This window comes from Streptomyces sp. NPDC050211, assembly GCF_040656035.1.
Taxonomy (GTDB): Bacteria; Actinomycetota; Actinomycetes; order Streptomycetales; family Streptomycetaceae; genus Streptomyces.
This window is the reverse complement of the sequence record NZ_JBFALC010000113.1, coordinates 1-16528: the sequence shown is the minus strand read 5'-3', so window position 1 is coordinate 16528 and position 16528 is coordinate 1. Positions and strand designations below refer to the sequence as shown.

The window sequence follows — 16528 nt, the reverse complement described above, 5'->3', positions numbered from 1 at the left end:
CGCCGCTCCCTGGTCCGGCCCGGGCGCCCGTGCCTCTCCCCGTTCCGGCTCCGGCCGCGCATCCTCCGGCTCCCTCAACTCGTCCGGCACCCGCAGATACGGGTTGGTGGCCGGGTTCGGCGGCCGATACGGCGTACCGGGCACGTACGGCCCCGACCGCCCCGCATGCTGCGGAAACGTCCCGCCCTCGGCCGTCACCCCCGCGGCTCCCGCCCCCAGGTCACCGCGTGCCAGCGGCGACGCCGCCCGCCCTGCCGCTCCGGTCGCCCGCGCCAGCAGCGCCCCGGCGGCGCCCGCCCCCGCACCCCAGGCGGCCCCCAGCAGCAACGCCATGCCGAGATGCCCGTGCAACTCGATCCCGGCCCCGAACGCGTCCACGCCCAGCACCGACAGCGAGGCATCCACCGACACCTCCGTGAGCCACGCGAGCAGCGGCAACGCCAGCGCGGTCACGATCCCGAGCCGCAGCGCACACCGCCCGGCGAAACCGAGGGCGCCTGGATCTCGTACAGCCACTGGATCCCGTACGACCCCTGGATCCCGTACGCCCCCCGCACCCCCCACCACAGGCGTCCGCACCGCATGCAGCACCCCCGCCAGCAGCATCATCATCGCGGCGGCGACTCCGAGCAGCCACACACGCCCGTCCAGCTCGGCCAGCCGGCTCAGGGAGACGGACTGGTCGACCTCGGAGCTCAGCAGATCGTCCAAGGGATCCGGCAGAAGGGCGGCCAGGGGGCCGGACGCGCGGCCGTCCCACGGGACGAAGAGGCCGATGGGGATGCCGAGCCAGACGCCGTTCGGGGCGCCGAGCAGGGCCGCGCCGGCGATCCGCTTGGGGTTGTCGTCGCCGATCGCCGCGTACGCGGCCGCCGCGAGCCCCGCCGCGACCGCCACCAGCAGCACCGTGACGAGGGCGGACACGGCCGGTCGTACCACTCGGTGGACGATCTCCCAGCCGTGCGGCAGGGGGGTGCGGCGGGAGGCCAGCAGGGCGATCAGCAGAACCGCCGCCGACCAGAACAAGCCGCCGAGCAGCGTCGGCACCGTCTCGACGGTGAAGCCGACCGCCGCCTCGGCGTCGATGAGGTCGCCGACCTGATCGGGCAGCAGCCCGCCGATGTCCCCGATGTCACCGACGCCGGGAATCTCTATGCCGCCGTCCCCGCCACCGCCGGGCAGGTCGTCGAGGCCGAGCGCGCCTCCGTCGATCGTGATCACGTCGTGCCCCGCCCAGGCCAGCCCGCCCAGCGTCGCCACGAAGAGGGCGACCACCGCGCCCGCGCGCGCGAGGAGTTCGGACCGGGAGATCACAACTCCGGCCGTGCGCAAGGACCGTAGGAAGAACCATGACAGCAGCAGCGCACCGACCAGGCTCACGCCCAATGGCGTGATCTCGATGGCGGTGTTCGCCTCCGCGCCGGTCAGCCCGAATGCGGACACATCGCCCGACGGCGTGACCGAACCACCCGCACCGAGCGCCACCACCGCCGCGGTCATCGGTCCGAGCGAGGCCGTCGAGTCCGCCTCCAGCAGATGCAGGCCGAGCGCGGCTGTACCCGCCATGCCTATCAACGCCCAGCTGACGGCGGCGATCGCGGACAGCAGGACGTCGCCCCAGGGCACGCTCCTGACTCGGTGAACGGTCTCGACGCTGGTGCCAGAGCTCATGGCAGACCCCCCGATCCGCAGCGCGGCGCTGCCGCCGCGTGTGTCCCCCTCGCGTGGGATTACCACTCTCCGGGCCGGTTTCAACCCCGTCAACGGAACCAGTCGAAGCGTGTGTGCGTGGTCCTCACAAGGCCCGGCTTTCAGTCAGGGGGCGGAGCCTGAAATAGTTCCCGACGATGTTCGACATCCCTAGACTCCCTGTGATGGGGGTAACTCGGGGGACTACTCAGTGGGGCATGGAGTGCCGGAACTCGTACTGGAATTGAATGGACGGACCTGGACGCTCGACCCGTCCAGGCCATACACCCTCGGACGTGATCCGCAGGGGGACATCGTGCTCGACGACGCCAGGGTGTCCTGGCGTCACGCCACGATCAGCTGGGGGGGCCGCAGTTGGGTCATCGAGGACCACGGCAGCACCAACGGCACGTTCGTGCAGGGCCAGCGGATCCACCAGATGGAGATCGGCCCCGGCTCGGCCGTACACCTGGGCAACGCGACCGACGGCCCGTGCCTGAACGCGTCCGGCACCGCGGCCGCTGTCGCGCAGCCCCAGCAGCAGCCGTACGCCGCGCAGAGCGCGAGCCCCGGCTGGGCACAGCAGGCGCCGCCGCAGCAGGTTCCGCAACAGCAGGGCTGGCAGCAGCCGCAGCAGGCCGCCCCGCACATCCCGCAGCAGCAGGGCCCCGGTGGTGGCGCGGGGGCGCCGCCGGTCTACGGCGACCGCAGCCCGACCACGTTCCACCAGTTCTCGATCGGCCGCGTCATGCGCATCGGCCGTGCCCTGGAGAACGACCTGGTCGTCTCCGACCTTCAGGTCTCGCGCAACCACGCCGAGTTCCACTCGATGCCCGACGGCCGCATGGAGATCCGCGACCTGGGCTCGCACAACGGCACGTACGTCAACGGCCAGCCGATCGCCAAGGGCGGCTCGCAGATGTTGGGCCCCGCCGACATCGTGGGCGTCGGCCACTCGACGTTCCGGATCGTCGGCGACCGCCTCGAGGAGTTCGTCGACACCGGTGAAGTCTCCTTCTCCGCACGCCACTTGACGGTCACCGTCGACGGCGGGAAGCAGATCCTCAAGGACGTCTCCTTCGGCGTACCGGAGAAGTCGCTGATCGCGGTCATCGGACCGTCCGGCTCCGGCAAGTCGACGCTGCTCAAGGCGCTCACCGGCTACCGGCCCGCCAACGAGGGCGACGTCCTCTACGACAACCGGAACCTGTACAAGCAGTTCGCCGAGCTGCGTCAGCGCATCGGTCTGGTCCCGCAGGACGACATCCTGCACAAGGAGCTGACCGTCAAGAAGGCCCTCAAGTACGCGGCCAAGCTCCGCTTCCCGGCCGACACCACCGCGCGCGAGCGCGATCAGCGCATAGACGAGGTGCTGCGCGAGCTGAAGCTGGACGTCCACAAGGAGAAGAAGGTCACCTCCCTCTCCGGCGGCCAGCGCAAGCGCGTCTCAGTGGCCCTGGAGCTGCTCACCAAGCCGTCGCTGATCTTCCTCGACGAGCCCACCTCCGGTCTCGACCCGGGCATGGACCGCGACGTCATGCAGCTCCTGCGCGGCCTCGCCGACGACGGCCGTACGGTCCTCGTCGTCACGCACTCCGTGGCCGAGCTGGCGATCTGCGACAAGCTCCTGGTGATGGCGCCGGGCGGCGCGGTCGCCTACTTCGGCCCGCCCGAGGAGGCGCTGAACTTCTTCGGCTACGACACGTGGGCCGACGTCTTCTCCGCCTTCGAGAACTACCGCGACTACGACTGGGCCGGACGCTGGAAGGGCTCGCAGCACTACCAGATGTACGCCGCGGACATCGACGCGATCGCGGCACAGTCCGTACAGATGCCGCCGATGCAGGCGATGCGGCCGCCGAAGCCGCAGGGCTGGATGTCCCAGTTCACCACGCTGGTGCGCCGCTATGTCTCCGTCATCGCCTCGGACAAGGGCTTCCTGGCCCTGACGGTGATCCTGCCGCTCGTCCTCGGCTCGGTGAGCCTGCTCATCGACCAGGGCAAGGACCTCCTGGTCAACACGGAGATCAACCCGAACACCGGCCAGCCCGTCGCGAACGGCACGGCCCTCACCGTCCTGCTGATCCTCGCGGTCGGCGCCTGCTTCGCCGGCGCCGCCAACTCCGTCCGTGAACTGATCAAGGAACGGGTCATCTACGAGCGGGAGCGCGCGACCGGCCTGTCCCGGTCCGCGTACCTGATGTCCAAGGTGTTCGTGCTCGGCTGCATCACGGTGTTGCAAGGCCTGATGGTCGGCGTCATCGGCTTCTCCAGCCGGACCATTCCCGACGAGGGCCTGATCCTCGGCAGCCAGACGCTGCTGGAGCTGTGCATTCCGATCATGGCGCTGGGCTTCACCGCGATGATGTTCGGCCTGATCATCTCGGCCCTGGTGAAGACCGCCGAGAAGACCATGCCGCTGCTGGTCATGTTCGCGATCGTCCAGGTCGTCTTCACCGGCTGTCTGTTCCCCCTGGCCGGCTCGGTCGGCGTCAACGAGCTCTCGTACCTGATGCCGTCGCGCTGGGCGGTCGCCGCCGCGGGCGCCACGCTCGACTTCAACCGGATCAGCCCGCCCGCCAAGGGCGAGAGCAACGACCCGCTGTGGGAGAACACGGTCGCCGTCTGGGGCATGGACATGGCCGCCCTGATCGCCATCGGCGTGATCTGCGGCTTCTTCGTCGCACGCTTCCTGCGCCGCCACGAGCCGGAGGTCATGCGGAAGTAACCGCTCTCGTACGACGCCGAAGCGCGGCACCCCGGCAGGGGCGCCGCGCTTCGGCGTTAGGCGAGGCTGAGGTCCGCGCCGACCTCAGTACGCGCTGTTGACGTTGTCGATCGAGCCGTACTTGTCGGCCGCGTAGTTGGCGGCGGCGACGATGTTGGCGACCGGGTCGTACTGGCTCTTGGCCGTGCCGGGGACGTGGTAGGCGTCGAAGGTCGGCTTGATGACCTGCAGCAGACCGATCGAGGGGACACCGTTGATGGCGTTGATGTCCCAGTTGTTGATGGCGTTCGGGTTGCCCGAGGACTCCCGCATGATGTTGCGGTACAGACCGTTGTAGCTACCGGGGATGCCCTTGTCGCCCATGATGTCGAGGGCGTGGTTGATCCAGCCGTTGAGGTTGTTGGCGTACGACTTCGCGGCGACGGGCTTGACCGCGGCGCGCTTGGCGGACCGGCTGGCGGCCTCCTTCGCCTTGCGCGCGGCCTCGGCCCTCTTCTTCGCGGCGGCAACGGCAGCCTCGTGCTTGGCGTGGGCCACGGCGGCCTTGTGCTTGGCATGGGCCGCGGCGGCCTTCTTCGCCTCGGCCGCGGCGGCGGCGTGCTTCTTGGCGGCGATCTGCTCGGCCTTCAGGCTGGCGCCGGCGAGCTGGTCGGTGACGCCGGCCTTGACATCCTTGATCTTCTCGGAGCTGTACGCCACCTTGCCCGCGGGGGCAGCCTCGGCCGTGGTCGACTGCGCGTTGCTCGGCACCGCGGAGATCGCGACCGCTGCGGCGCCGAGCGTGGCGACACCGGCGATGGCGATCTTGTGGGTGCGCTTGAGAGCGCGACTGTGACCAGGGTTCTTGGTGTTCTTGGGCATGGCAGATGGACCTCTTCGAATAGCGCGGAGGTCGCTCGCTGTCCGGCAGGGGGACACGGGTGCTTCCGGCACAAACGCCGCGGGGCGATACCCGCGGCGCTGAGCGACGGGAGCCATTGTTAGCGGCCGCAAAATTGCCATGCAAAGGTGTGACGTACGATCCCCGATAGTGGATCAGGGAAGGGCAAAACGGGACAGACCGGAGCGTCTGTCCCGCTCATACAGGGCGCCTTTATCTCCTATTGCCCTTAGTACGTGATCTGCGCCCTATGTGCGGCCTCACATCGGCCGCGCAACAGTCTCACCAACTGTTGCTGGAGCAATGCTCTGTGTGAGCGCTCTCCGCCGGCAGGACGAGATGCACGTCCCCGAACTCGTGCCACAGGTAGCGCTCGCGCAGCGCCTCCTCATACCCCCGGTCGACCGCCGCGCGCCCCGCGATCGCCTCCAGCATCAGCAGATGCGAGGCCTGCGGCTCATGCAGCCCGGTCAGCAGCCCGTCCACCACCCGCACCCCGCGCTCCGGGGTGACGACGAGGTCCGTCCATCCCGCACGCGCGCGTACGACCCCGTCGGGTCCGGCTGCCGACTCCACCGCCCGCACGGCCGTCGTACCGACCGCGATCACCCGACCGCCCGCCCGTCTCCCACCACCACCCTTCCAAGGAAGCGCTTCGCGCCCTACTTGATCGGCCGCCACCGCATTGATCAGTCGCGCCGACGCCTCCGGCACCGCGAACCGCTCCGGATACGGCGGCTCGTGCACCTCGGCCGAGGCCACCCCGGTGTGCAGCGTCACCGGAGCGAACTGCACCCCGCGGCTCACCAGCTCCGCCACCAGCCGGGCCGTGAAGGGCCGGGCGGCACTGGGCATCTCCGCGCTGCCCAGGCCGTCGGCGGTGGGGAGGGCGAAGACCGTCTGGTACACGGACAAGGGCTGGTCCCTCTCCGTGTACGAGTAGCGAATCGGCCGCCCGTGCTCCCGGAGCATGCCGAGCACCTCCGCTCCGGCCACCCGCGCCCACCACAGCCGCTCGCTCAGCGCCTCCTCCAGGACCAGCCGCACACCCCCGGGCAACCGCACCTCTGTCCCCGCAGGGCCTCCCACACGCGCGCGGGTGGTGCCTTTCCCGTCCGGCTCCCGCAGCTCGACCGCCCACCGCCCGTCGTCCCCGAGGGTGGAGAAGTGCACGACCACGCGCGCGTGCCCGATCCGCCCGTCCACGGCGGCGGCGAGCGTCGGTGACGTATTGACGATGAGCAGGTCTCCCGCCCGCAGTAGCCGCGGCAGCTCCGTGAAGGTGTGATGTGACATAGCACTGCCACGCGACACCAGCAGCCGTACGGAATCCCGGTCGAGCCCCGGCCCCCGCTGCTCGACCGGCACGCGCGCGGACAGCTCCTCCGGAACCTGCACCGCCAGCGTCATCGCCCCTCCACCAGGGAGGGCGCGCTGTACCGGCCACTGGCCGGACGCTCGTCCAGCAGCCGTAGGAAGGCGGGCACCACACTCTCCGGCGCCGGCCGCGGATCGTCGTCGTCCGGTACGGCCGCCGCGTACAGGTCCGTGGCCATGTCGCCGGGATCCACCGCCCACACCCGCAGCCCGGGCTCCTCGGCGCCGAGCACCGCCGCGAGGTGGTCCAGGGCCGCCTTCGAGGCCCCGTAGCCGCCCCAGGTCTCGTACGCCTCGGATGCGGCGTCCGAGCTGACCGTGATCACCGCGCCCGCCCCCGACGCCCGCAGCAGCGGCAGAGCCTCCTGGACCAGGCCCAGCGCGGCCACCACGTTCACCTCCAGCGCCCGCCGCAGCCCCTCCAGGGGCAGCGCGTCCAGCCGTACGAGCGGCTCGGCGCCCAGCGCGCTCGCGTTGCTCACCACCAGATCGACCCCGCCGAGCTGCCAGGCCGCCGCGACCAGCCGGGCCCGGTGCGCGGCGTCCGTGACATCGCCCGGCAGCGCTGTCACGCGCGTGCCGTACGCGGACACGGCCGCCGACGTCTCGTCCAGCACCTTCGCCGTTCTGGCGTCCAGCACCAGATCCCAGCTCCGCGCGGCCAGTGCTTCGGCGAGCGCCCGCCCCAGCCCCTTCGACGCACCTGTGATGATCGCTACCGGCATGACACACGTCTCCTTGTGATCGGCTCGCCCTCAACGTAGGAACGGGCCCGCGGTCGCCGCCTCGGACGGGGGCCGCAAAGCAGTGGGTCCTTTCGCCCTAAGCCGTGCCTCCGGGGACCTGCGGCCTAGGCCCACAGCCCTAGGCGGTGGGCGCCCACGGTCCGATCCGCGTTGTCCGACCCCGCCGGTACCGTGAGGACATGAGTCAAGGCCCCCGATCCGGCCTCGCCGCGGTGAGCTCCGCGCTGCTGGCCATGAGCAGGCACCTCGAGGTGCGCGACGTCCTCAAGACGATCGTCGCCTCGGCCCGCGAGCTGCTCGACGCGCAGTACGCCGCCCTGGGCGTCCCGGACGACCACGGAGGCTTCGCCCAGTTCGTGGTCGACGGCGTCAGCGACCAGCAGTGGAAGGCCATCGGCCCGCTGCCGCGACAGCACGGAATCCTCGCCTCGATGCTCCAGGAGGCCAAGGTCGAGCGCCTCGCCGACGTCCGCAACGACCCCCGCTTCGAAGGCTGGCCGTCGGCACACCCCGACCTGGTCGACTTCCTGGGCCTGCCGATCCGCGACGGCGACGAGGTCATCGGCGCACTGTTCCTGGCGAACAAGAACTGTCCCAAGCCGGAAGGAAGTTGCGGCTTCACGCAGGAGGACGAGGAACTCCTGGGAATCCTCGCCCAACACGCGGCGATCGCCCTCACCAACGCCCGTCTCTACGAGCGCAGCCGCGAGCTGACCATTGCCGAGGAGCGTTCCCGCCTCGCCCACGAACTGCATGACGCGGTCAGCCAGAAGCTCTTCTCCCTGCGCCTGACGGCCCAGGCCGCCGCCGCCCTCGTCGACCGCGACCCGTCCCGCGCCAAGGGCGAGCTGCACCAGGTGACCCTGCTCGCCGCCGAGGCGGCCGACGAACTGCGCGCCGCCGTCGTCGAGTTGCGCCCCGCCGCCCTCGACGAGGACGGGCTCGTCAATACCTTGCGCACCCAGATCCAGGTCCTCGACCGCGCCCACGCCGCGCGCGTGACCTTCGCCGGGCGCGGGGCACGGGCCCTGCCCGCCGCCCAGGAGGAGGCCGTGCTCCGCGTCGCCCAGGAGGCCCTGCACAACGCGCTGCGGCACTCGGGCGGCCAGCATGTCGACGTGACCCTGGACCGGTGCGGCAGCGGAGCCGTCCTGCGCGTCACCGACGACGGCAACGGCTTCGACCCGCAGTCGATACGCCGCGCGGGCCGCCATCTCGGCCTGGTCTCCATGCGGGACCGGGCGAGCGGGGTCGGCGGCAGCCTGACGGTGGAATCGGCGCCCGGCAAGGGCACCACGATCGAGATGGAGGTCCCCGGTGGCTGACGCAATCAGGGTGCTGCTCGTCGACGACCACCAGGTGGTCCGCCGTGGCCTGCGCACCTTCCTCGAAGTGCAGGACGACATCGAGGTCGTGGGCGAGGCCGCGGACGGCGCCGAAGGAGTCGCGCGCACCGAGGAGTTGCAGCCCGATGTCGTTCTCATGGACGTCAAGATGCCGGGCATGGACGGCGTCGACGCGCTGCGCAGACTCCGCGAACTGAACAACCCCGCGCGCGTGCTCATCGTCACCAGCTTCACCGAACAGCGCACGGTGGTCCCGGCCCTGCGCGCCGGTGCCGCCGGTTATGTCTACAAGGACATCGACCCCGACGCCCTCGCCGGCGCCATCCGCTCCGTGCACGCCGGCCACATCCTGCTCCAGCCCGAGGTCGCGGGCGCCCTGCTGTCCCAGGAGGAGGCCAACTCGGGCCAGGGCAGAGCCGGTTCGCTCACGGAACGGGAGCGCGAAGTGCTGAGCCTGATAGCCGACGGCCGCTCCAACCGGGAGATCGCCCGCGCCCTGGTCCTCTCCGAGAAGACGGTGAAGACCCATGTGTCGAACATCCTGATGAAGCTCGACCTGGCGGACCGAACCCAGGCCGCACTGTGGGCGGTACGCCATGGTGTGGCCGGATAAGGGCCGTTCCGAGCGGCAATACGGAGGGTTCCACTCCGGGCTGAGATTCATACCGTCGTGGGAATGTCCCCCAGATGGCGCATCCTCCGTGGATCTCCGCCGTTCTCCAGTGCGTGCTGCGGCGACTGCCGCGGCGATCGCAAGGAGGGCTTAGAAGTGAAGAACCTGAAGAAGGTAGCGGCCGTGACGATGGTGGCCGGCGGGCTGGTCGCCGCGGGTGCCGGTATGGCCTCCGCCACCGACGGCGCTGTGGCCAACGGCAAGGCCGTGGGTTCGCCGGGCATCGTCTCGGGCAATGTCGTCCAGGCCCCGGTGCACATCCCCGTGAACGCGGTCGGCAACAGCGTGAACGTCGTCGGTGTGCTGAACCCCGCCTTCGGCAACACGGGCATCAACCGCTGACCTCCCTCGCGGAGCAGCAGTGACCTCCGGCCTCCCGGGCACCCACCCCCGGGAGGCCGGTCAGCGTCCCGCCCGCCGCAGCGCAGCCCCTTACCGCGCCCCTCGCTCCCGCTCCTCCACCACCGCGTTGTACGCCGCCACCTGCGCCCGCCGCGCCGTCCGCTCCACCGGCCGCAGCGCAGCCCCCCGAGCCGCCATCTCGCCCGCGCTCACCGCACCCCCGTGCCCGTTCTCGTACGCCACCGAGATCAGCACCCCCACACGCTGCGCCAGCTCCAACACCCGCACTGCCCGCGGCGGATACCCCGGCGCCAGCACCTCACGCCCCCGCTCGGCCCGTGCCCGATACGCGTCGATCGCCGCCTCGGCCACCGGCCCGGACCCGGCGACATCCAGCCGCGAGAGCACCTCCGTCGCGTCCCGCAACGCCTCCGCCAGCTCGCGCTCGGCCTCACCCAGCGACGGCACATCCGCGGGCGGCGCCTCCCGGACCGCCAGGCAGTGCCATACGACCTCGACATGCACATCGCCGTCGGGCCCGGCCTCGTACACCTCGGGCACCAACCCGAAGGCGGCGCCGTGACAGATCACCGCCTCCTCGGCCTCCAGCGCCCGGGCGTTGAACTCCGGCGGTCCGCTCAGCCCCAGCGGATGCCCGGGCTGCGGCAGCGCGACCCGCAGCCCGCTCACCCCGAGCGCCCGCAGCCTCCCCAGCGCGAGCGTGAGTCCGACCGGCGCGGCCTCGCCCGGCAGCCCCTCCACCCGATGCACGGCGTCCTCGCCGACGATGGCGAGAACGGCGTCATCCGGAGAGACAAGTCCGGCCAAAAGGGCATTTCCCCAAGCGGCAAGGCGTCCTGAACGCGGTTCCGAAAGCATGCGTCCACCCTAAGGACCGGACCGATGGAATGGAGCGGGCGGCCGGTGGCGTAGATTTCGTTGAGGGCTGCGCCTAACGGCGCACGCGAGAAGCCGAGACGCCGAGACCGGTCACACTGCAAGGGGAGACAACGCGCTCATGAGCGATGTTCTGGAGCTTCAGGACGTATCCGTGGTCCGGGAGGGCCGGGCTCTCGTGGACCAGGTGTCCTGGTCGGTGAAGGAGGGCGAGCGCTGGGTCATCCTCGGCCCCAACGGCGCCGGCAAGACCACCCTCCTCAATGTCGCGTCCAGCTACCTCTTCCCCAGCAGCGGCACCGCCACCATCCTCGGCGACACCCTCGGGAAGGTCGACGTCTTCGAGCTGCGCCCGCGCATCGGCATGGCCGGCATCGCCATGGCCGACAAGCTCCCCAAGCGCCAGACCGTCCTGCAGACCGTGCTGACCGCCGCCTACGGCATGACCGCCGGCTGGCACGAGGACTACGAGGACATCGACGAACAGCGCGCCCGCGCCTTCCTCGACCGCCTCGGCATGAGCGACTTCCTGGAGCGCAAGTTCGGCACGCTCTCCGAGGGCGAGCGCAAGCGCACCCTCATCGCCCGCGCCCTGATGACCGACCCCGAACTGCTCCTCCTCGACGAGCCCGCCGCCGGCCTCGACCTCGGCGGCCGCGAGGACCTCGTACGCCGCCTCGGCCGCCTCGCCCGCGACCCGATCGCCCCCTCGATGCTCATGGTCACCCACCACGTCGAGGAGATCGCCCCCGGCTTCACCCACGTCCTGATGATCCGCCAGGGCAAGGTCCTCGCCGCCGGCCCCCTGGAACTCGAACTCACCTCCCGCAACCTCTCCCTCTGCTTCGGACTGCCCCTCGTCGTCGAGCAGGTCGGCGAGCGCTGGACCGCACAGGGCCTCCCGCTGTCCTGAACTCCCGGACCCACAAGGTAAGAAGCGTGTGCCGACCTGCTCTGCGCCCTGTCCGCGCGCGATCCCCGGTCCTACCATGACCTTGTGGAAATCGACCCGTGGGTGTGGTGGCTGATCGGCGCGGCAGTGCTCGGTGTCGGGCTTGTGATCACCACGATGCCCGAACTCGGCATGCTCGCGGTGGGCGCGATCGCGGCGGCGGTGGCCGCAGGCGCCTTCGGCGGTGACGCCGTCATCCAAGTCGTGGTCTTCGCCGTCGTATCGACCGCACTCATCGCCGTCGTACGGCCCATCGCGGCCCGACATCGAGCGCAGCGACCCCAACTTGCCACAGGCGTAGAGGCGTTGAAGGGCAAACAGGCCGTCGTGCTGGAGCGCGTCGACGGCTCGGGCGGCCGGATCAAACTCGCCGGGGAGGTCTGGTCGGCACGATCCCTCGACACCGGCCGCGCCTACGAAGTGGGCCAGGAAGTCGATGTCGTGGACATCGAGGGTGCCACGGCGATCGTCATGTGACCTCGTCAATCGGCGTATCCCGCAACTGAACCGAAGAAGCCACGAGTTACGCGACGGTCTGTCACACTCGACCAGCAAGATCTTCAACAACAAGATCTTCAACAGGCATAAGATCTCCCGAAGGCGCCGAGGCGGAGAAGGGTACGGGGAAACAACGATGGAACCGGTCATCATCGTCCTGATCATTCTGGTGGTGTTGGTCTTCATCGCCCTGATCAAGACGATCCAAGTCATCCCACAGGCCAGCGCGGCCATCGTCGAGCGCTTCGGCCGCTACACGCGGACGCTGAACGCGGGCCTCAACATCGTCGTCCCGTTCATCGACACCATCCGCAACCGCATCGACCTGCGTGAACAGGTCGTACCGTTCCCGCCGCAGCCGGTGATCACCCAGGACAACCTGGTCGTCAACATCGACACCGTCATCTATTACCAGGTGACCGACGCCCGGGCCGCCACCTACGAAGTCGCCAGCTACATCCAGGCGATCGAGCAGCTCACCGTCACCACGCTCCGCAACATCATCGGCGGCATGGACCTCGAACGGACCCTGACCTCCCGCGAGGAGATCAACGCGGCCCTGCGCGGCGTCCTCGACGAGGCCACGGGCAAGTGGGGCATCCGCGTCAACCGCGTGGAACTCAAGGCCATCGAGCCCCCGACCTCCATCCAGGACTCGATGGAGAAGCAGATGCGCGCCGACCGTGACAAGCGCGCCGCGATCCTCCAGGCCGAAGGTGTCCGGCAGTCCGAGATCCTCCGCGCCGAGGGTGAGAAGCAGTCCCAGATCCTGCGCGCCGAAGGTGAGGCCAAGGCAGCCGCCCTGCGCGCCGAGGGCGAGGCCCAGGCGATCCGCACGGTCTTCGAATCCATCCACGCCGGCGACGCGGACCAGAAGCTCCTCGCCTACCAGTACCTCCAGATGCTCCCCAAGATCGCCGAGGGCGACGCCAACAAGCTCTGGATCGTCCCCAGCGAAATCGGCGACGCCCTCAAGGGCCTGAGCGGCGCCATGGGCAACTTCGGCCCAATGGGCGGCGGTTCAGGCAACGGAGGCGCCACAGGGGGCCAGGGCACGGAACGCCGAGAGAAGCCGACGCTCGACTAAGAAACCGACGGTCACCCCCGCGCCCCCTAAGGGGCGCGGGGAACTGCGCGACCAGCCACGACGGTGCCGCAGGTGACCGACGGCATAGCGCCGCACTTCCAGCGGAGCGTTTAGGCAGCCGGCTGGGCGAGCCAATCCGGCAGCGCAGCAAAGTCATCCTGACCAAGAGCCAACAACATCGCATCCGCCGGCGTCGGCTCAAACGGCTCCCGAAGCAACGGCATCCCCGCCTCCGCCGGCGTCCGATTCGCCTTCCGGTGATTGTCCTCCGCACACGAGGCGACCGTATTCAGCCACGTGTCCTGCCCACCCTGCGACCGCGGCACAACATGGTCCACGGTCGTCGCCCGACGACCGCAGTACGCGCACCTGTGCCGGTCCCGCACCAGAACACCCCGCCGCGACCACGGAGCTTGTCTTCGGAACGGCACCCGCACATACCTGCACAACCTGATCACCCGGGGCGCCGGTATATCGACAGCGGCTCCGCGCATACGCAGTTCGGGGTGGGCCTGCTCGACGACGGCCTTGTCCTGCAGCACCAGAACGACGGCTCGGTTCAACGTCACCGTCGACAGCGGCTCAAAGCTCGCGTTGAGTACCAACGTGTCCCGCATACCAGCCCACCTCCCGTGTCGCACCCGCCCACCGCGTGGCGGGCTGGGATCAACTCTGGCCGGGCACGCCGAGATGGACAACGCAATATCTGCTGCTCCCACGGGGGGTGACCCCCGCGTCCCCCGGCAACAAAAATGCCCGCCCCTGATCACTTCCAAGACCAGGGACGGGCAAACGTTCAATGAACGTCAGGCTTCGGCGGGCACCTCGTACTCACCGATGAGCTGGGCGCGCGCCAGCGTGTGGAACCGCAGATTGAAGCCCACGAAGGCCGGGCTGGCGTCCGAATCCGGCCCCAGCTTCTCCTGGTCCACGGCGTACACCGTGAACACATAGCGGTGCGGCCCGTCTCCGGGAGGCGGCGCGGCCCCGCCGAAGTCCTTCGTGCCGTAGTCGTTGCGCGCCTGTACGGCACCCTCGGGCAGCCCCTCGAACTTGCCGCTGCCCGCGCCCTCCGGCAGCTCGGTCACCGAGACCGGGATGTCGAAGAGGACCCAGTGCCAAAACCCGCTGCCCGTAGGGGCGTCCGGGTCGTAACACGTGACGGCGAAGCTCTTGGTCTCTGGCGGGAAGCCCTCCCACCGCAGCTGCGGCGACGTGTTGCCGGCCGCGTAGACCTGAGCGTCCTTGAGCGTCGCACCTTCCTCGACGTGCTCGCTCGTGACCGTGAACGACGGCACGGGCGGATGGAAGTCATGGGGGAGCGGCCGCCGCTTGAGCTCGGTCACCTCGGTACCTCCTGATCGGTTCCTACTCAGTGGTCCCGAGCCTAGAACCAGTTGCGCTTGCTGCCGACCTCGGACAGCCACTGGTTGAGGTACGCCACCCAGTCGGTGCCCTGGAAGTCGTGCAGGCCCACCTGGAAGGACCGGAAGGTGTCACTGCCCTCGCTGAACAGCCCCGGCTTCTTGTCCATTTCCAGGATGACGTCCATCGCGTTCGCATCCGCGACGAAGCTCAACTCGACCTGGTTCAGCCCCCGGTACTGCTGCGGTGGCAGGAATTCGATCTCCTGGTAGAACGGCAGCTTCTGACGCGTACCCCGGATGTGACCGCGCTCCATGTCGGCGCTCTTGAAGCGGAAGCCCAGCTGGATGAACGCGTCGAGCAGCGCCTTCTGCGCCGGCAGCGGGTGCACGTTGATCGGGTCCAGGTCACCGGAGTCCACCGCGCGCGCGATCGCCAGCTCGGTGGTCACCCCGATGTTCATCCCGCGCAGCGCCTGACCGTCGATCATGGTGATCGGGGTCTCCCACGGGATCTCCAGCCCGAACGGCACCGCGTGGACGGCATTGGCCTGCAGCTGGAAGGCCCCGCCGAGCGGCTGCTTCGTGAACTCGATGTTCTGCTTGTACTCCTGGTCGTCGTGCCCCTCGACCTCGACCTTGGCCTGCAGCCCGACCGACACCCCCTGGATCTCCTGATCGACGGACCCACCCTGGATCCGCACCTCACCCTGGACGACACCGCCCGGAACGACGTTGACCTCGGTCAGAACCGTCTCGACCGAAGCCCCGCCGGCCCCCAGACTCGCGAGCAGCTTCTTGAACGCCATGTCTCTTCCCTCTCGCGTGGATCCCTTGATCCCTACAAACGCACTACGGCCGTGGCCGGTTCCGCGCCTTCACCCTGGCAAGGGGAAGGCTTTCTGACCACCCCGCCGCACCCACCGGCCTGCACTACCCTCGGACGGCATGATCGCGACCCCCGACCGTACGCCCCTCCCCAGAGACTTCTTCGACCGGCCCGTACTGGAGGTCGCCCCCGACCTCCTCGGCCGCATCCTGGTGCGTACGACCCCGGACGGTCCGATCTCCCTCCGCCTCACAGAGGTCGAGGCGTACGACGGCCCGAACGACCCCGGCTCCCACGCCTATCGCGGCCGCACGCCCCGCAACGACGTGATGTTCGGTCCGCCCGGCCTTGTGTACGTCTACTTCACCTACGGCATGTGGCACTGCATGAACCTGGTGTGCGGCCCGGACGGCGAGGCGAGCGCCGTCCTGCTCCGCGCCGGCGAGATCGTCGAGGGCGCCGAACTGGCCCGCAAACGTCGACTATCAGCCCGAAGTGACAAGGAACTGGCCAAAGGCCCGGCCCGCCTCGCCACCGCCCTCGACGTGGACAGAGCCCTCGACGGCACGGACGCATGCGCCTCCGGCGAGACACCCCTGAGAATCCTTGCCGGCACCGCCGTCCCCCCTGACCAGGTACGGAATGGTCCACGGACCGGCGTGGCCGGCGACGGCGGCAACGGAGACGTACATCCCTGGCGCTACTGGATCGCCGACGACCCGACCGTCAGCCCGTACCGGGCTCACGTCCCCAGGCGTCGCCCAAGTTGACGTGCCCGAGGAAGGTGCGTAACGTATTCCGAGCCGCTGAACCGGGTACGGCGAAAGCCAGCAGCCGGAGCGGCCAACCCACTACTTACGACTCCCTCCAGTGAGGGCGAATTCGGTGTGTCCGCATGCCTGAATTCAGAACTCACGGAACTCGATTATGAGCTTCCCAGGGAATCGGCTAACGTAGTGAATGTCGAAAGGCCCCGCCGACCGGGAATCAGCCCCAAAAGGATCTGATAGAGTCGGAAACGCAAGACCGAAGGGAAGCGCCCGGAGGAAAGCCGCGAGAGAGTGTTTCTCGGGTGAGTACGAAGGAAGCGTCCGTTCCTTGAGAACTCAACAGCGTGCCA

16 protein-coding genes are annotated in these 16528 nt (G+C 69.4%); 8 read left to right on the top strand and 8 right to left on the bottom strand.

The annotated features are described in order from the left end of the window. Positions 1-1671, bottom strand: a 1671-nt coding sequence (locus AB0I98_RS47610; protein ID WP_362952412.1) for a streptophobe family protein, incomplete at its 3' end; no start/stop codon positions are given. Positions 1672-1912: 241 nt separating this feature from the next. Between AB0I98_RS47610 and AB0I98_RS47605 the strand changes: the two genes are divergently transcribed. Continuing rightward, a complete protein-coding gene (locus AB0I98_RS47605) occupies positions 1913-4417 on the top strand; it encodes an FHA domain-containing protein (RefSeq protein WP_362952410.1) in 2505 nt (834 codons plus the stop codon). Between the two features lie 84 nt (positions 4418-4501). Here the strand turns inward: AB0I98_RS47605 and AB0I98_RS47600 are convergent, their stop codons facing one another. The 3 genes from AB0I98_RS47600 to AB0I98_RS47590 form a co-directional block, all read right to left on the bottom strand. After that, positions 4502-5278, bottom strand: a complete 777-nt coding sequence (locus tag AB0I98_RS47600; protein WP_362952408.1) for a transglycosylase SLT domain-containing protein — start codon at positions 5276-5278, stop codon at positions 4502-4504. Positions 5279-5579: 301 nt separating this feature from the next. Continuing rightward, entirely contained in the window at positions 5580-6707 is a 1128-nt protein-coding gene (locus AB0I98_RS47595) for an S-adenosylmethionine:tRNA ribosyltransferase-isomerase (RefSeq protein ID WP_362952406.1), read from the bottom strand. Then, complete coding sequence (locus AB0I98_RS47590; protein WP_362952404.1) at positions 6704-7399, bottom strand: SDR family oxidoreductase; 696 nt, start codon at positions 7397-7399, stop codon at positions 6704-6706. Before AB0I98_RS47590 ends, AB0I98_RS47595 begins: the two co-directional genes overlap by 4 nt. Before the next feature lie 200 nt (positions 7400-7599). Here AB0I98_RS47590 and AB0I98_RS47585 point away from each other — a divergent pair, with 200 nt between their 5' ends. The 3 genes from AB0I98_RS47585 to chpE all read left to right on the top strand — a co-directional run bounded on the left by AB0I98_RS47585 (position 7600) and on the right by chpE (position 9781). Beyond that, complete coding sequence (locus AB0I98_RS47585) at positions 7600-8745, top strand: GAF domain-containing sensor histidine kinase (RefSeq protein WP_362952402.1); 1146 nt, start codon at positions 7600-7602, stop codon at positions 8743-8745. Continuing rightward, positions 8738-9379, top strand: coding sequence for a response regulator transcription factor (locus AB0I98_RS47580; protein WP_362952400.1), 642 nt, complete (start codon positions 8738-8740; stop codon positions 9377-9379). The genes AB0I98_RS47585 and AB0I98_RS47580 overlap by 8 nt, the downstream gene beginning before the upstream one ends. A gap of 156 nt (positions 9380-9535) precedes the next feature. Beyond that, positions 9536-9781: a chaplin ChpE gene (chpE, locus tag AB0I98_RS47575; RefSeq protein ID WP_301978769.1), complete on the top strand. Its 246-nt coding sequence runs from the start codon at positions 9536-9538 to the stop codon at positions 9779-9781. Between the two features lie 90 nt (positions 9782-9871). Here the strand turns inward: chpE and AB0I98_RS47570 are convergent, their stop codons facing one another. Beyond that, complete coding sequence (locus AB0I98_RS47570) at positions 9872-10660, bottom strand: hypothetical protein (RefSeq protein ID WP_362952398.1); 789 nt, start codon at positions 10658-10660, stop codon at positions 9872-9874. Between the two features lie 139 nt (positions 10661-10799). On the opposite strand from AB0I98_RS47570, the gene AB0I98_RS47565 reads away from it, so the two are divergent. The 3 genes from AB0I98_RS47565 to AB0I98_RS47555 all read left to right on the top strand — a co-directional run bounded on the left by AB0I98_RS47565 (position 10800) and on the right by AB0I98_RS47555 (position 13215). Next, positions 10800-11591 carry an ABC transporter ATP-binding protein gene (locus AB0I98_RS47565; protein WP_362952396.1) on the top strand — a complete coding sequence of 264 codons (792 nt, stop codon included), beginning with the start codon at positions 10800-10802 and terminating at the stop codon, positions 11589-11591. An 84-nt stretch (positions 11592-11675) separates the two neighbouring features. Then, on the top strand, positions 11676-12107 hold the full coding sequence (locus AB0I98_RS47560) for an NfeD family protein (RefSeq protein ID WP_328367211.1): 432 nt from the start codon (positions 11676-11678) through the stop codon (positions 12105-12107). Between the two features lie 157 nt (positions 12108-12264). Next, entirely contained in the window at positions 12265-13215 is a 951-nt protein-coding gene (locus tag AB0I98_RS47555; RefSeq protein ID WP_210575536.1) for an SPFH domain-containing protein, read from the top strand. A gap of 110 nt (positions 13216-13325) precedes the next feature. Here AB0I98_RS47555 and AB0I98_RS47550 read toward each other — a convergent pair whose 3' ends face one another. From AB0I98_RS47550 to AB0I98_RS47540, 3 genes are all read right to left on the bottom strand, one after another. Further along, positions 13326-13832, bottom strand: coding sequence for an HNH endonuclease (locus AB0I98_RS47550; RefSeq protein ID WP_210575534.1), 507 nt, complete (start codon positions 13830-13832; stop codon positions 13326-13328). Between the two features lie 189 nt (positions 13833-14021). Next, on the bottom strand, positions 14022-14561 hold the full coding sequence (locus AB0I98_RS47545) for a YbhB/YbcL family Raf kinase inhibitor-like protein (RefSeq protein WP_362952394.1): 540 nt from the start codon (positions 14559-14561) through the stop codon (positions 14022-14024). 41 nt (positions 14562-14602) lie between these two features. Then, a complete protein-coding gene (locus AB0I98_RS47540; protein ID WP_210575530.1) occupies positions 14603-15388 on the bottom strand; it encodes a sporulation protein in 786 nt (261 codons plus the stop codon). A 139-nt stretch (positions 15389-15527) separates the two neighbouring features. On the opposite strand from AB0I98_RS47540, the gene AB0I98_RS47535 reads away from it, so the two are divergent. After that, positions 15528-16178 carry a DNA-3-methyladenine glycosylase gene (locus tag AB0I98_RS47535; RefSeq protein ID WP_362952392.1) on the top strand — a complete coding sequence of 217 codons (651 nt, stop codon included), beginning with the start codon at positions 15528-15530 and terminating at the stop codon, positions 16176-16178. Positions 16179-16528: the final 350 nt, after the last annotated feature.

Coding starts and splice junctions, on each gene's coding strand:
- AB0I98_RS47600 (WP_362952408.1), bottom strand. CDS start 5,278: ATGCCCAAGAACACCAAGAACCCTGGTCACAGTCGCGCTCTCAAGCGC.
- AB0I98_RS47595 (WP_362952406.1), bottom strand. CDS start 6,707: ATGACGCTGGCGGTGCAGGTTCCGGAGGAGCTGTCCGCGCGCGTGCCG.
- AB0I98_RS47590 (WP_362952404.1), bottom strand. CDS start 7,399: ATGCCGGTAGCGATCATCACAGGTGCGTCGAAGGGGCTGGGGCGGGCG.
- AB0I98_RS47585 (WP_362952402.1), top strand. CDS start 7,600: ATGAGTCAAGGCCCCCGATCCGGCCTCGCCGCGGTGAGCTCCGCGCTG.
- AB0I98_RS47570 (WP_362952398.1), bottom strand. CDS start 10,660: ATGCTTTCGGAACCGCGTTCAGGACGCCTTGCCGCTTGGGGAAATGCC.
- AB0I98_RS47565 (WP_362952396.1), top strand. CDS start 10,800: ATGAGCGATGTTCTGGAGCTTCAGGACGTATCCGTGGTCCGGGAGGGC.
- AB0I98_RS47555 (WP_210575536.1), top strand. CDS start 12,265: ATGGAACCGGTCATCATCGTCCTGATCATTCTGGTGGTGTTGGTCTTC.
- AB0I98_RS47550 (WP_210575534.1), bottom strand. CDS start 13,832: ATGCGGGACACGTTGGTACTCAACGCGAGCTTTGAGCCGCTGTCGACG.
- AB0I98_RS47540 (WP_210575530.1), bottom strand. CDS start 15,388: ATGGCGTTCAAGAAGCTGCTCGCGAGTCTGGGGGCCGGCGGGGCTTCG.
- AB0I98_RS47535 (WP_362952392.1), top strand. CDS start 15,528: ATGATCGCGACCCCCGACCGTACGCCCCTCCCCAGAGACTTCTTCGAC.